The organism is Nostoc sp. FACHB-152, from assembly GCF_014697475.1.
Taxonomy (GTDB): Bacteria; Cyanobacteriota; Cyanobacteriia; order Cyanobacteriales; family Nostocaceae; genus Nostoc_B.
On sequence record NZ_JACJRV010000016.1, the window covers coordinates 1 to 15,364 of the forward strand.

At 39.0% G+C, this 15,364-nt stretch carries 8 protein-coding genes and 1 pseudogene; 7 read left to right on the plus strand and 2 right to left on the minus strand.

What is annotated here, in order from left to right:
- Positions 1-101 precede the first annotated feature (101 nt).
- Both glf and H6G76_RS14640 read left to right on the plus strand, forming a co-directional pair.
- A pseudogene (gene glf / locus H6G76_RS14635) lies at positions 102-1,535 on the plus strand (UDP-galactopyranose mutase); the annotation flags it as partial.
- Positions 1,536-1,672: 137 nt separating this feature from the next.
- Positions 1,673-3,865: a family 1 glycosylhydrolase gene (locus H6G76_RS14640; protein WP_190701597.1), complete on the plus strand. Its 2,193-nt coding sequence runs from the start codon at positions 1,673-1,675 to the stop codon at positions 3,863-3,865.
- 257 nt (positions 3,866-4,122) lie between these two features.
- Here H6G76_RS14640 and H6G76_RS14645 read toward each other — a convergent pair whose 3' ends face one another.
- Positions 4,123-4,527: a mannan-binding lectin gene (locus H6G76_RS14645; RefSeq protein WP_190701600.1), complete on the minus strand. Its 405-nt coding sequence runs from the start codon at positions 4,525-4,527 to the stop codon at positions 4,123-4,125.
- A gap of 858 nt (positions 4,528-5,385) precedes the next feature.
- On the opposite strand from H6G76_RS14645, the gene galE reads away from it, so the two are divergent.
- From galE to H6G76_RS14660, 3 genes are all read left to right on the plus strand, one after another.
- Positions 5,386-6,372: a UDP-glucose 4-epimerase GalE gene (gene galE / locus H6G76_RS14650; protein ID WP_190701602.1), complete on the plus strand. Its 987-nt coding sequence runs from the start codon at positions 5,386-5,388 to the stop codon at positions 6,370-6,372.
- Positions 6,373-7,099: 727 nt separating this feature from the next.
- Positions 7,100-8,914: a PAS domain S-box protein gene (locus H6G76_RS14655; protein WP_190701605.1), complete on the plus strand. Its 1,815-nt coding sequence runs from the start codon at positions 7,100-7,102 to the stop codon at positions 8,912-8,914.
- Between the two features lie 12 nt (positions 8,915-8,926).
- Complete coding sequence (locus tag H6G76_RS14660) at positions 8,927-10,450, plus strand: response regulator (RefSeq protein ID WP_190701608.1); 1,524 nt, start codon at positions 8,927-8,929, stop codon at positions 10,448-10,450.
- A 2,112-nt stretch (positions 10,451-12,562) separates the two neighbouring features.
- On the opposite strand, the gene H6G76_RS14665 is transcribed toward H6G76_RS14660, so the two are convergent.
- The gene (locus H6G76_RS14665; RefSeq protein WP_190701611.1) at positions 12,563-14,002 is read right to left on the minus strand and encodes an RtcB family protein; all 1,440 of its coding nucleotides are present in this window, start codon (positions 14,000-14,002) and stop codon (positions 12,563-12,565) included.
- 291 nt (positions 14,003-14,293) lie between these two features.
- Between H6G76_RS14665 and H6G76_RS14670 the strand changes: the two genes are divergently transcribed.
- Both H6G76_RS14670 and H6G76_RS14675 read left to right on the plus strand, forming a co-directional pair.
- Positions 14,294-14,953, plus strand: coding sequence for a DUF305 domain-containing protein (locus tag H6G76_RS14670; protein ID WP_190701614.1), 660 nt, complete (start codon positions 14,294-14,296; stop codon positions 14,951-14,953).
- A gap of 25 nt (positions 14,954-14,978) precedes the next feature.
- Positions 14,979-15,173 carry a heavy-metal-associated domain-containing protein gene (locus H6G76_RS14675; RefSeq protein ID WP_190701617.1) on the plus strand — a complete coding sequence of 65 codons (195 nt, stop codon included), beginning with the start codon at positions 14,979-14,981 and terminating at the stop codon, positions 15,171-15,173.
- Positions 15,174-15,364 lie beyond the last annotated feature (191 nt).

A 15,364-nucleotide genomic window follows, 5' to 3' on the forward strand; every position in this document is an offset into this window, starting at 1 on the left:
GTAAGCTGTTTGGCGTTCTCTATTTTCACTGCTCCTCAAAGTCCTAATCGCAAATTGCCAAACCTCGTATCATACCATAAAACACTTTTGCAAGAGTTCTAACCAAGACACCAGAATATTTAGCCGCAGGTAAGCCTGTAGTTTCTACCAGCATTCGAGATGTGGTGCGTCCTTATGGTGAGTCGAAACTGGTGCGAATTGCAGACACAGTTGCAGATTTTGTTGCAGCCGCCGAACAAGCGATGCAAGAAGACACAGCAACTTCAGGGTGGTTAAGCCGAGTAGATGCCTTTTTAGAACAAATTTCTTGGGATCGGACTTGGGCTGCAATGATGAAATTGCTAGACTCTGCGATCGCAACTCGTGATCTAGAAGATAAAGCTAATTTAAATGGAGCGATCGCCGGTAAGCAAGCACCCAATGTCATTACTAGAGAATTTGTCTTTGATTACTTAATTGTCGGTGCTGGTTTTTCTGGTAGCGTCATAGCTGAACGCTTGGCGAGAGAATCTGGCAAGAAAGTACTAGTTGTTGATAAGCGCAACCATATTGGCGGTAATGCCTACGATCATTACGATGAAAATGGTGTTCTTGTTCACAAATACGGGCCGCATATCTTTCACACCAACTCCCGCGAAGTCTTTGAATACCTTTCACGCTTTACAAAGTGGCGGGCTTACGAACATCGCGTGCTGGCTAGTGTCGATGGGCAACTTGTGCCGATCCCCATCAACCTAGATACCATCAATAAACTGTATGGTATGAACCTCAACTCATTTGAGGCAGAAGAATTTTTCAAATCACTTGCTGAACCCAAAGAATACATCCAAACTTCTGAAGATGTCGTCATCAGCAAAGTTGGTCGAGTACTGTATGAAAAGTTCTTCAAAAATTACACACGCAAACAATGGGGACTTGACCCTTCAGAACTTGATAAATCAGTAATTGCCCGGATTCCTACCCGCACCAATCGGGACGATCGCTATTTTACTGATACATACCAAGCAATGCCCCTGCATGGCTTTACCAAGATGTTTGAGAATATGTTAAATCATCCAAACATCAAGGTAATGCTCAACACCGATTATCGAGAAATTGAAAAGGCGATACCTTGCCGTGAGATGGTTTATTCAGGGCCAGTTGATGAGTTTTTTGAATATCGTTACGGTAAGCTACCCTATCGTTCCCTAGATTTCAAACACGAGACACATAACACCGAAGTATTTCAGTCTGCGCCAGTTATTAACTATCCCAATGAACACCTTTATACTCGTGTCACCGAGTTTAAATACTTAACTGGACAGGAACACTCGAAAACTAGCATTGTTTACGAATTCCCTAAAGCTGAGGGTGATCCTTATTACCCTGTGCCACGCCCAGAAAACCAAGAAGTTTATAAGAAATATAAGGCACTGGCAGATGCAACACCAGGAATCCACTTTGTAGGCCGGTTAGCAACCTACAAGTATTACAACATGGATCAATGTGTTGCTCAGGCTTTGGCTACGTATAAACAAATTGCTGTTACTGCTTGAGTAATTGGTGATTTGTGAAGAGTAAGATCCCCGATTTCTTAAAGAAGTCGGGGATCTGAAGGTCACTAAATTTTTTAATTAAATTTGACTTTCTTAATTACGAATTACGCATTACGCATTACGAATTAGGAATAACTATGGCTTTTGTTAATTCAAAATTTCCTCTGGAAATTTGGGCTGGTGTGGAGTGTACGGTTAATCGTGTCGGTGATGAGTATTTTGATCAGTTAGAACGCAACGGTCATACAGAGCGTTTGGATGATCTGGAGTTATTTGCCCAACTCGGTATTCAGAAAATCCGCTATCCAGTTTTGTGGGAAAAAGTCGCTCCCGATGGTTTAGAGAATGCAGACTGGTCGTGGACTGATGAACGCTTGGCAAAACTGCGTGAACTTGGGATTACTCCGATTGTCGGATTAGTACATCACGGAAGTGGGCCGCGTGATACAAGTTTGGTAGATCCCCAATTTCCTGAAAAATTAGCTGTCTTTGCCCGTGCGGTGGTAGAACGGTATCCTTGGGTGACTTATTACACACCCATCAATGAACCTCTGACAACAGCAAGATTTAGCGGGATGTATGGTCATTGGTATCCTCATGGCCAGGATGGTACAACTTTCGCCCGTGCTTTGTTGGGACAGTGCCGCGCGATCGCACTTTCGATGCAAGCTATCCGCGAAGTCAACCCTAATGCTCAACTAGTCCAAACTGAAGACTTAGCTAAAATTTACAGTACACCAAAGCTCGCTTATCAAGCCCAATTTGAAAACGAGCGTCGCTGGTTAAGTTTAGACTTCTTGTGTGGTCAAATGAACCCAAATAACAATCATCTTGTTTGGGATTACTTACGCAACCACTGTGGAATCAGCGAGGCGGAAATTGCCGCAGTTTTACAAAATCCCTGTCCCCCTAACATCATTGGCATTAACCATTATTTAACAAGCGATCGCTTTTTAGACGAGCATTTAGAAAACTATCCAACTTGGACACATGGTGGTAATGGAAAAGAGCCGTATGCAGATGTCGAGGCTGTGCGAGTTTGTGCAGATGGGATAACAGGCCCCTACACATTACTTAAAGAAGTATGGGAACGTTACAATTTGCCTGTAGCTGTCACTGAAGTTCACCTGAGTTGTACTCGTGAAGAGCAAATACGCTGGCTGTATGAAGTCTGGAGTGCAGCCAAAAAATTACGAGAGGATGGTGTAGATATCCGGGCGATTACTGCATGGTCACTTTTAGGTAGTTATGACTGGAATAGCTTATTAACTCGCTGGGTTGGTTACTACGAATCTGGTGTATTTGATTTGCGTTCTGCCAAGCCTAGACCAACTGCGATCGCTAAAATGGTGCGTGATTTAGCCACCGGACATCAACCAAATCATCCCCTACTGGAAACACCCGGATGGTGGCATCGGCCAGAACGCTTGGTTTACCCAGTGTTCAGTTGTCTCAATGAAGGAAGTGGGGAAACAATTACCCCTACACCCACTCGCCCCCTGGCGATTGTCGGAGCTACAGGCACATTAGGAAGAGCTTTTGCGCGGTTGTGCGAACTGCGAGGCATTACCTATCGCTTGCTGTCACGTCAAGAAATGGATATTGCCAATGCAGATTCCGTGGATGCAGTGTTGGCTCAATTGCAACCTTGGGCAGTTGTGAATGCTGCGGGATATGTGCGTGTAGATGATGCAGAGCGTGAACCTCATCTTTGCCTCAAAATCAACACTGAAGGAGCCGAAATTTTAGCTACTGCTTGCGCCAAACATAACGCTGCACTGCTAACTTTTTCCTCAGATTTAGTCTTCAACGGTGCTGTGACCAATCCTTACGTTGAAACTGATGCTGTTGCTCCACTCAATGTTTATGGATGCAGTAAAGTTTTAGCAGAAAAACTGGTATTGCAAGTTAATCCAAGCTCGTTAGTGATTCGCACCAGTGCATTTTTTGGCCCCTGGGATGAATACAACTTCGTAACTATCGCACTACGTGAGCTTAGTGCCGGAAACACCTTTGTTGCGGCTGAAGATGCGATTGTTTCGCCTACCTATGTACCGGATTTAGTTCATGCAAGCCTCGATTTATTAATTGATGGTGAAAGTGGTTTATGGCATCTAGCCAACAAAAGTGCGATCGCCTGGGCTGATTTAGCACGACTAGCAGCAAAACAAGCAGGTGTGAGTGTTAAAAGTTTGGTGGCTTTGCCTACCGAAGAAATAGGTTTAGTTGCTCCTCGTCCAACTTACAGTGTTCTTGGTAGCGATAGAGGTGAAATCATGCCTTGTCTTGAAAGTGCTATATCCCGTTATTTCGAGGAAAGGGGAAATTAATAATTTCTTTTGTTGGCATTTGTCTTCAAGGTTGTTTGAAAAGTGTTTCGCTGTGACTTTAGGCACTTTTAAATCTCCCTAACCCCCTTGAATAAGGGAACACTGAATCAGATCCTCCTTTTTAAAAGGGGATTTAGAGGGATCTAGAACCTTTAATACAGACAAGAGGACTTTTCAAACACCCTCTGATATCGTGTCCTGTTAAAGACTTATCATTAAGGCCGCAGGGGAAAGGGTTTGTTCTTCAATTAATACAATTAGGGCCGATTAACGCCACAAACTGACATGATTCCGGGTATAGTTGTTGTCCAGTTACCGTTCCAAACTCCATTGGCTGCTGCTGCTGCTACAGGACATTTAAGTTGTGCATCATCGTTGTTCCAGATCGGGCCAGCGTTTACATCTCCGGGTAAAGCAATCGTAGGTAGAAAAGTTAAGTTCGTACCACAAACTGACATTTGTCCGAATACAGTCGTTACCCACTGCCCATTCCATTGAGCATTATAAACTTGAGCAGCTACAGGGCATTTAATTTGTGCATCATCATTGTTCCAGATTGGGCCAGCTTTAACATCGAGGGCAGAAGCCTGACTAGAAAAACCAAAAACAGCAGAACTGCCAATAATAACTGCACCGAGAGATAGCAAAAATTTATTTTTCATGGATTCCTTATGGTTATTAGTTGAATTGGACTTGATTCGCATACACCAGACAGTATTCAGCTGTTCCATATTTAACTTACATTTCTGATGCAAAGTACATATGGTTTAGCTTACTAGGAACCAATCAGGACGCTACCCCAATTTGCTTTTTCAACAAATATTACAGTTAGAGAAAATGCTGACACTAAGCTTGGACTTTAGAAAAATTTGTCTTCAGAGGCAAACTTTTAGGAATTAAGCATTGATCCAAGTTTAGTTTTGTGTAATGCCTACATTAATTGCTAAACAGAAGTCAAGCGGGGTAGCTTTGATTTAATATTTTTTATAGGCATACACAAAATCAAATTATGGCTTTTGTTGGTTTTTTGTGTGCAATCTTATTTCAATTGATTTCTCCTTGAGATATATCCTATATCTCAAATAATGTAATAGTCACGCTATATTTATAAGTAGCGTATATACAGAATTAGAGGTGCAGCACAAGCTAAAAAAATGTTTTAAAGCTGCTAAATACTCAACGGCGTTACATTTTTCTTTTACGCAAGATTGGTGATTTCGTAATATCTCTTTACAATAAGTCTTGATTTGATATTGTTGATCCGCAAGTTGGTTAAACCGTACAAGCTCCTTAGCGATAGTACTAGAACAGCAATTAAGTAATCTTGAAAAAACCTCTCCCCCTACCCCTCTCCTACTTAGAAATCTGCCTTGTCCCTAAATTTAACAGAGCCAGGTTTTGACTTTACTGTTGTAAGAAAATTCCGCGACCGATTAATAAAAGGTGACGTTAAGTTGGAAATATTAGATAAGATACTGTCGAAATTTCAGAAACTCAAACTACTTTCCTAGGGCAGCATTATGTCAACTATTTTAGTCACAGGTGGAGCCGGGTATATTGGCTCCCATGCAGTATTAGCTCTGAAAAATGCAGGCTATGAAGTCATTGTTCTAGATAATTTATCTAATGGGCATCGAGAAATTGTTGAAGAGGTTTTGCAGGTAAAGTTGATTGTAGGCGACATGAGCGAACGCGCCCTACTTGACAATATCTTTACCAGCCATAATATAGCCGCAGTTATGCATTTCGCCGCTTATATTGCTGTGGGCGAATCTGTTACCGACCCAGCCAAATATTACCAAAATAATGTTGCAGGTACACTCACTCTTTTAGAGGCAATGGTAGCTGCTTCTATTAATAAATTTATCTTTTCTTCTACTTGCGCTCTTTATGGTGTACCTCAGTTTGTGCCAATTACCGAAGTCCATCCACAAGACCCGATTAGCCCCTATGCTACTAGCAAATGGATGGTAGAGCGAATCTTATCTGATTTTGATGTCGCCTACAATTTCAAGTCTGTACGTTTTCGCTATTTTAATGCCGCCGGGGCTGATCCAAATGGCTTGCTGGGTGAAGACCATATCCCCGAAACTCACCTAATACCATTAGTTTTACTAGCAGCTTTGGGTAAGCGCGAATCTATTTTAATTTTCGGCACTGATTACCCAACCCCAGATGGTACTTGCATCCGAGATTATATTCATGTAAACGACTTAGCCGCAGCCCATGTTTTAGGTTTGAAATATTTGCTAGAAGGAGTGGAAAGCGAGGTATTTAATTTAGGAAATGGTAGTGGTTTTTCAGTCAGAGAAGTGATTGAAACTGCAAATCAAGTTACAGATAAAGAAATCAAAATTGAGGAACGCGATCGCCGTCCAGGTGACCCACCTATTTTAGTAGGCAGTAGTGATAAAGCCCGGAAAATTTTAGGCTGGCAACCCCAATACCCAAACTTGAATGAAATTATTAGCCATGCTTGGCAATGGCATCAGAGGCGGCATCAGTAACGATTTTGAAAAATTTAATAGGTTTAGCTCCCCGACTACTTTAAAAAGTTGGGGATATTTTTATTCATAAATAATTTATTAGTTTATATGAGTCTAGTTTATTTTTCAAAAGTTAATGCGATCGCTAAGTCGGCAAAAAAACACAACTCCGTTACAAAATGTTAATCAATCTCAAACTCTCTTTTCTCCGTTTTTGGTTCTACTCTGAATTCAAAAATCAAGTTACTAACAGGTTAATAGATTTATGCTATATGTTATATTTGTTATATCTTAAAATAATATTTTCAGGAAATTTACGGTAACAAATAATCAGCTTTATAAGATACTTTGATGACAATCAATTAAAGAGACAATAACTATGCAGTATGAAAGATATAAGAATCCGGTTTGATTACTGAACATACCGATGTAGTCAGGCAATAGTCAACAGCAACTAAGGGAGCTAAGAATGTACAGATTTTTTTTAAATCAAAATATGAGTCTTATATATATATATGGAATTAGTGAGGATGCATAAACAAACTAGGTAAAAAACCCCTCCTTACTCTTGATATGTTAGTAAATATTTTTACATTAAATAGGTTTTTAGTATGGCGTTTTTAGATAATTTTTTTTTACTAACCAGTTCATTCCTCACGGACATTGTTATCTCTGGAAGCCTGGATTAGTCTGGTTACACGTCATATCAGATTCGCTCATTGCTTTAGCCTATTATTCCATCCCAGTAATGCTAGTTTATTTTGTCCGCCGACGAAAAGATATACCTTTCGGCTGGATATTTTTAATGTTTAGTACATTTATTGTTGCTTGCGGCACAACCCATGTGATGGATGTTTTAACGTTATGGCATCCTACCTATTGGTTATCAGGATTTATTAAAGCAATTACGGCTTTTGTCTCAGTAACTACTGCTATTAAGCTCTTTCCTTTGATACCTCTAGCACTTGCTTTACCAAGTCCTACACAATTAGAAGCAGCAAATTCCCAACTTGCAGCAGAGATTGCTGAACGCAAACGTACTGAAGAAGTACTAAGAGAGAGCGAAGAACGTTGGCAGTTAGCATTACGCGGTAATAATGATGGGATTTGGGATTGGAACGTCAAAACCAATGAAATTTTCTTCTCGGCTCGTTGCAAGAAAATGCTCGGTTATGAAGACGATGAGATTGTCAATCAACTTAAAGAAATATGGATACGAATTCATCCAGATGATGTTGATTTTGTAAATAATACAATTCAAAATCATTTTGCTCAAATTACGCCGTTTTATGCTGCGGAATTTCGTGTTCTTTGTCAAGACGGAACATACAAATGGATTTTAGATCGAGGTCAAGCACTGTGGGATCAAAATGGTCAAGTAGTTAGAATGGTAGGGTCGCATACAGATATTACTGAGCGCAAGCAAGCAGAAGCTACTGTTAGCAAATTACTTGCACAACTAGAGATAAAGGTCGAGGAACGAACAGCAGAGTTAAAAAGAATTAACACATCTCTACAAGCAGAAATATTAAAGCGTGAAGAGATAGAAAAGGCATTACGTGAAAGTGAAGAGCGATTCCGTACTGCATTCCATCAAGCCGCCGTTGGTATTGCCCATGTCGGATTAGATGGTAGATGGTTATTAGTAAACCAAAGACTTTGCGATATTGTTGGTTACACACCACAGGAATTAGAGTTACGTACTTTTCAAGAGATTACTCATCCAGAAGATTTAGAGGCGGCTCTGAAATATGTGAATGAAATGCTTATAGGTATTATTCAAACCTATACAATGGAAAAACGCTATATCCGCAAAGATAGTTCTATCATTTGGGTGAATATCACGGTGTCTTTAACGCACACATCTGCGGGGGAACCAAAGTATTTTATTTATGTTGTTGAAGATATTAGCGATCGCAAACATTCCCAAAATCAAATTCAAGCATCAATTGTAGAAAAAGAAGTTTTACTTAAGGAAATTTACCATAGAGTTAAAAATAATTTGCAAGTAATTTCTAGTTTGCTTAACTTGCAATCTGAATATATTAAAGACAAACAAGACCTAGAAATATTCCAAAAAAGTCAGCAACGTATTGCTTCAATGGCTTTAATTCATGAAAAAATGTATCAATCTCCAGATTTAGCTCGGATTGATTTCGGGGAATACATTCAAGATTTGGTTGCAACTTTATTTAGTTCTTACGAAGTTCAAGAAGGTTCAATTTCTTTAAACTTAAATCTTGATAATCATGTTCTGCTCGGCTTAGATTTAGCAATTCCCTGTGGTTTAATTGTTCATGAATTAGTTTCTAATTCTTTGAAATATGCTTTTCCTCTAGGTGGCAAATGTGAGATTGATATTGATATTCGACAAAACAGTCAGCAGCAATCCATTATCACTGTCAGTGATAATGGAATAGGCTTACCACCTAATTTTGACTTTAAAAATACAGCCTCGTTAGGTTGGCAGTTAGTTGATGCTTTAATTTACCAAATATCAGGCGATATTAATATTGTAAGTAACAATGGTGTAAAGTTTCAAATAATATTTCCTTTAATTTAAAAATACATATACATGACGAACGCAAATATTTTAGTTGTAGAAGATGAGGCTATTGTTGCAAAAGACTTGCAGAATCGACTTAAAAAATTTGGTTATAAAGTTTGTGGTATTACTTCTTCAGGACAGGAAGCAATTAATAAAGCTAGAGAAATTAAACCTGATTTAATACTAATGGATGTTAGATTAAAAGGCCAAATAGACGGTATAAAAGCGGCTGAAGAAATTCATAAGTATTTAGATGTACCTGTAATATATTTAACTGCATACGCGGATGAAAATACTTTAGAAAGAGCCAAAATTACTGACCCTTTTGGCTACCTACTCAAACCTTTTAAAGAAAGAGAATTACAAACGAGTATTGAAATTGCCCTTACCAAGCATAGTCTAGAAAAGCAATTAAAATCTAACAAAAAGTGGTTAGCTACATTGCTAAATAGTATCAGTGACGGTGTGATAGCTAGTGATATGAATCAACTAATAACTTTTATGAATCCTGTTGCAGAAAAATTAACAGGATGGCGGCAAGAAGAAGCTTTGGGAAAAAATATTGCAGAGATTTTTAGAATTGTGGATGCAAAAACTCGGCAACCATTAGAAATTCCCTTAAAAAAAGTTCTACAATCAAGTGATATTTCATCTTTGTCAACAGCAACTAGACTAATTGCTAAAAATGGTACAGAAACGCCAATTGATGACAGCACATCACCCATTAAAGACGACCAAGACAACATTACTGGTGCAGTGTTAGTATTCCGCGATGTCACGGAACGCCAACAAGCCATCGAAGCTAGACAAGAACAAATAAAACAGGAGCAACTTGTAGCGCAATTAGAACAGCTTAATCAACTCAAGAATGACTTTTTGGATTTAGTTTCTCACCAACTGCGATCGCCTTTATATAATATTAAGGGAATCGTTCAAACTCTAGAGATTTCTATAACGCCTCACCAAAAGCACTTGCTGTCTCTACTAGAAGCAGAGTGCGATCGCGAAATGGAATTAATCAATGATTTATTAGATTTGCAAAAACTAGAAAATTCATCCTATTTCTTGCTCGCTCCTGAACTATTGCTATTACAACAATGGTTACCTTGGCTAATCGAGCCATTCCAAATTAGAACTAAAGAACATCAACAAACTTTGCAATTAAATCTGTCTCCCAATCAACCCGCATTATTTTCAGATCGTAATAGCTTAGAGCGCATTTTAGTAGAATTGCTTAATAATGCTTGTAAATACACTCCTCTTGGTGGTGAAATTATTTTGAATGTTAGTTTTTCTGCTGTTGAAGTTCCCCAAAAAACTATTATTACAGTGAGTAACTCAGCACACATTCCAGCAACAGAGTTACCAAGAATTTTTGAAAAATTTTACCGCATTCCCAATAACGACCTGTGGAACCAAGGCGGTACGGGCTTAGGTTTAGCTATTGTGCAGAAACTAACAGAACAACTGCAAGGTAGCATTCAAGTTGAAAGCACCCAGGGCTGGACAAGGTTTACATTAATATTGAGTGATTTAGAGCTTAATAGCTAGTGCAAGCATTAAGTTAGTAAGTCGAACTTTTTATTACTTAGACACAACTCTAGGAAGATGTGCTTATTTGTAACTGAGTTTAGATTAATCCTGGTGTGTCAAATAACTGCTTTCTACAAAGGTTTAGCTCAGTGCTAAACCTTTTTTGTAAATTCTTAAAATTCTAAAATATTAACTTTGAGTTTTTTCGACAATAGTTCACAATAATTAAAATGAACGCAATAAAAGCATATAGTGTGGTATTTAGCTATAACCCTTAGATAGATGAACTAAAGGAGTAGACGCAATAAATTATTGTTATAGTAAACTCTTGTTATATATTGACCTAGCTATCAGCTAGGTCAATATATAAACAAACCAAGTTTTTTTAAATTTTTCACTAATTTTACAAGTCATAAGCTGTTAAGCACCTAATTTGCAGTTTAGACCGCAGGGGATCCAGTACGTTGCGAAGCTTCCCTCCGTTGTAGCAACTGGTGTGAGCGGAGGGGCAAAGCAGCAGAGGAGAAAGTTTAAGTCATTTATTCACAAATTCAATAGTGCAGCAAATGCTGATTAGCTTATCATTAAGTAACTGATAATTTAGGCTTTTATAAAAAGCATATTTGAGATATGTTCTTTAACATAGATGGGATTTTTTATCTATACTTCAATAGATAGTTTAAATAAGTTATTTGTAGAGGTAATATTTTGTGACAGAATGCCTGAAAAAAGTATATTTACCCTGGCAAAAACCAGGGTTTTATTTTTGATAGTTTATTTAATCAGCTTATTAGAGAGGTAGGAAATTTTGCTATTCAAAGATGATTTATTCCTGCTATATCAAGGCGTGGCTAATAGCCACGCCTTTTTTATATTTTTAGACAGTGGAAAAACAGCAGTTCATTTGTCGATGCTTAAAAAGTTTATTAATTTATCAGCATAGCATATATAAATTTATGCTTATATAGCAATGTTTATTCTTTTATTAGATCATAAGTTAGCAATTTCTAATAATTTTAGACATATCCTCAAGATAGATGAATTGTAAAAATAATATGTAATAAGCTGGTTTAATATTTTGTAAAAAACTATCTATGTTTATCTTTAACTAATTTTTTGTAATTAATCAGAACTTTATTTTGAGCATTTTTTGACCTAATCGAAGTTAAAACCCCAATTTTTGTTCTTTCAATATCAGTTTTAAAATATTTTGCATACATCCCTTAGGAAGATGAACTAAAGTAAGTACCAGTGTAAATTAAAATTGGTGTAGTAAATGCTTGGTATACATAGGGCTTGGATAAACCAAGCCTTTTTTCGTGTAGAGCATCAGATTAATCTAGTTGTGTTATTGCTACGTTGTTCTACATAAGTGTTGGACTAGCTTAGAAAATTAATATTAAGAAAATCTAAAATATTTTGTATTAACCTTTTTTGGGCTTTAGTGCAGCAGTGAAGAGGAATCATTGCTTTTAACTGTGAGCAAGCAAAAGAATTGAGATTTATCTTATAAAATCTCAGAGATAAATATACAGCAATTAGTAACTGTATGAAATATTTGATAATTACCAGATATTCGAGTATTTAGATACAACCTCTAGGAAGATGATCTGTAGGCTAAGTCTGTCTACATTAATTTGGGATGTCTGCTTAAGCATTAGGACATTTCAAGGCTTAGTTAAATACTAAGCCTTTTTTTTAAGTTTTATTTTGCTCACCTAAATTCAGCCATTGCGCCTGCTGTTGCTGGAAAATTTGGCACGTAGACGCAAGGCGGTGAAGGGGTCAGAGTCTTGGATGCCACTTGACGACAGTTGCCTCAAGTTGGGAGACCCTTCCACCGCAGTGGCTCCGCTTCCTGTCGAGTCTGAACCCCTGAACCCGTTCGACGAAGTCGTTCTCGTTCGCGCAGTGTCTCCGTCAGGAGAAGAGTAGGGCTTGTCCTTGGACATCGCCTTCCTTTTGTACCTGATATTGCAAATAACGGATTACAATTATGTAAAAATTGCATAAAGAGTGATGCAATAGTGTCCAACTAGTGCGATTCTCGTTATGTAGGAATAGGTTGATGCTGATAGAGATAGATACCCCTGGACACAAACCAGGGGCTTTTTATTTGTAGCTGACATCTTATGCTTTAAACGTCAACACTGGACTTAACCGTGCTACGACATCTACCATTCCCGCCGCTACCTGCACATCAATGACTGATTGAATTGGCTTGTAGGCAGCAGGTGCTTCTTCAATACGACGTTCTTCACGTAAGGTAATGCAGTCTACTCCACTTAATCCCAGTTCAGATTCAGTTTGGGATGCACCTTTGCGGCTCAAGTCAAATCGACTACGTAATCTGCCAGCACCATGCGAAGCCGAATTACAAAAAGCGGGATTGCCTTTGCCTACCATCAGGTAAGAGTAAGCACCCATTGAACCAGGAATAATTACAGGTTGCCCTGGATGGGCGGGACAAGCACCTTTACGCGTTACCCATCCTTGACCTTCTCTTAAAGTAATGTTGTGGGGCAAATCGTAAATTAAAGGTGCTTCCACATCACCGTAGACTTCTCGCAAACGCAGACGTAGCAGTTCCGCTAACAACAGGCGATTCATAAAGCCGTAATTTGCAGCAGTCGCCTCGGCTTGCAGATAACTAGCAACTAATTCTGGGTGTGAATGTACAGACAAAGGGAAAATTTGCGATTCTGGGTATTTCAGACCTTTAGGCCAAGTTGCCTTAGTTTTATCTCGCCACATTCCGCCAATGTATTTACCCACATTGCGCGAACCAGAGTGAACCATAAAAGCTAATTGTCCCTCTCTGATTCCCCAAGCGTAGGCAAGCGATCGCTTTTCGACTTGATCAACCCTTTGCACTTCTACAAAATGGTTGCCAGAACCGATAGTAGCCAATCCTCCATCCCTTACTAGTCCAGCATCAGGAACTAATTCTTCTGGTGCTAACTTCCAGTCGCCAGCCATTGCACCATCCAAAAATATAGATTCGCTTTCCTGAGAAAGTTGATCTAAGTCAGACTTGACAAAACTACCTGTAGGCTGATCCAACATGGCATCCAACCAACCGGGAACACCATACTGAAATAAAGCTTGCATTGTGTTAGCCGTCATGGTGACATCCCTGGTACCAAAGAAGTAATCCCCTTTCATGCGTTCTACAAATAAGTCCCGCTTGGAGAGAAATTCTTCAATCGTCAAATCAGCGACGTGCAAACGCATCCCGCAGTTAATATCAGAACCGACAGCTGCCGGAATCACCTGATCTACCGTTTCGACTACAGAACCAATGGCAACACCCGCATCACCAGGGTGAAAATCAGGTGTAGCGCAGGCACGACAGACACATCCGCCATTGGGGTGGCGTACATTTGCTAAATTAGCTAACTGTTTTAGTGCTTTGGCTTCGACGGGAAAGCCTTCTGGTAATAGCACTTCTGCTGCTGGTGCATCAGGAGAATTAGTTAAACGGACAGAATAAATACCGTTGCTATAAGTCACATCCAAACCTTGCCGCGCTAAAGCACGCAGCAGTCGTTGAAGATTTTTGGGCTGCATGAAAACTCCATGAGAGTCTAAAGACTCTTGTTTTAAATTGATTGCAGAGACATGGGTTCAGCAGCCGCGTCTCGAAGATTTTTTCAGGTCGTTTTTCAGAGTTATAGGAAAAACAACTAGTTAATTCTTTTTTGATAACACAGACTTTAATCGCCTGACAAGTGTAAAGATTTGTAAATATTGCTAGATTCTCCATCCAAATGGAGAGTTTAAAGTGAATTTAAGTCAAGGTTAGCCAGATGAACTATGTAAGACAAAAATAGTTCCTTTGAACCAGAAAGGAGGAACAGTATGTTAAATAAATCAAAAATTTATGGACTGATAGGTATACTTGCAGGTGCTGCTATTGCAGGTTTATCCATAACCTATAATGTCAGAGCCGAACAACAGCGTTCTTTGCAATCTCCGCCTTGCGGTACAACCAGCACGATGCCACACAAGATGGCGGGAAGACAGCAAGTAGATCAGCATTTTATCGAAATGATGATTCCCCACCATCAGGCAGCAGTAGAGATGTCAGACGTAGCTTTGCAAAAGGCGCAACGTCCTGAAGTCAAGAATCTAGCTACTGCGATTAAAGCTGATCAGACCAAAGAAATTGAGCAAATGAAAGCTTGGTACAAACAATGGTATGGGACTGAAGTCCCTGCTACTCCAAAAACTAGCATGGCAATGCATCATGGTAGAGGCCAAGGTATGTCAGGAATGTCTATGCACTCAGGAATGATGGGTATGGAGATGAATTTAGAGGCGTTAAAAAATGCTTCTGATTTTGATCAGGAATTTGTGCGGCAGATGATTCCTCACCATGAGTCAGCAGTGATGATGGCAAGAATGGTCTCCAATAAAGCTACCCATGCTGAAATCCGCAACTTAGCTGAAGCTATCATCAAATCACAAGCTGCTGAAATTCAGCAAATGCAGCAATGGTACCAAGCTTGGTCTAAATAGTTTTATCGTTCAATATTTTACAACTATGACAGTTACACTCACAGTTCCTAACATGGCTTGTTCTGCTTGTGCAAACAATATTACTAATGCCGTCAAGACAGTTGATGCTGATGCGATCGTTCAGGCGGATCCTAAAACTAAGCTTGTTAGTGTAGAAACTCAAGTTTCTGAGCAAAAGATTAAGGATGCTTTAGCTGAAGCTGGCTATCCCGCAGCCTAATTCTTACATTAGAAGCTAATAGGGTTATTGTATAAATTTAGAGTAAGGGTTAAAGGATGAATTTCCTTTAACCCTTATGTTTATGAAATCATAACCTTTTAAAAGTATTCTGAACTAAAAATAGTTTTAAAATAGATTAGTATTTTCCGCAGTTTTACTTTTATAAATATTGATTGCTATTAGTTTTTAGG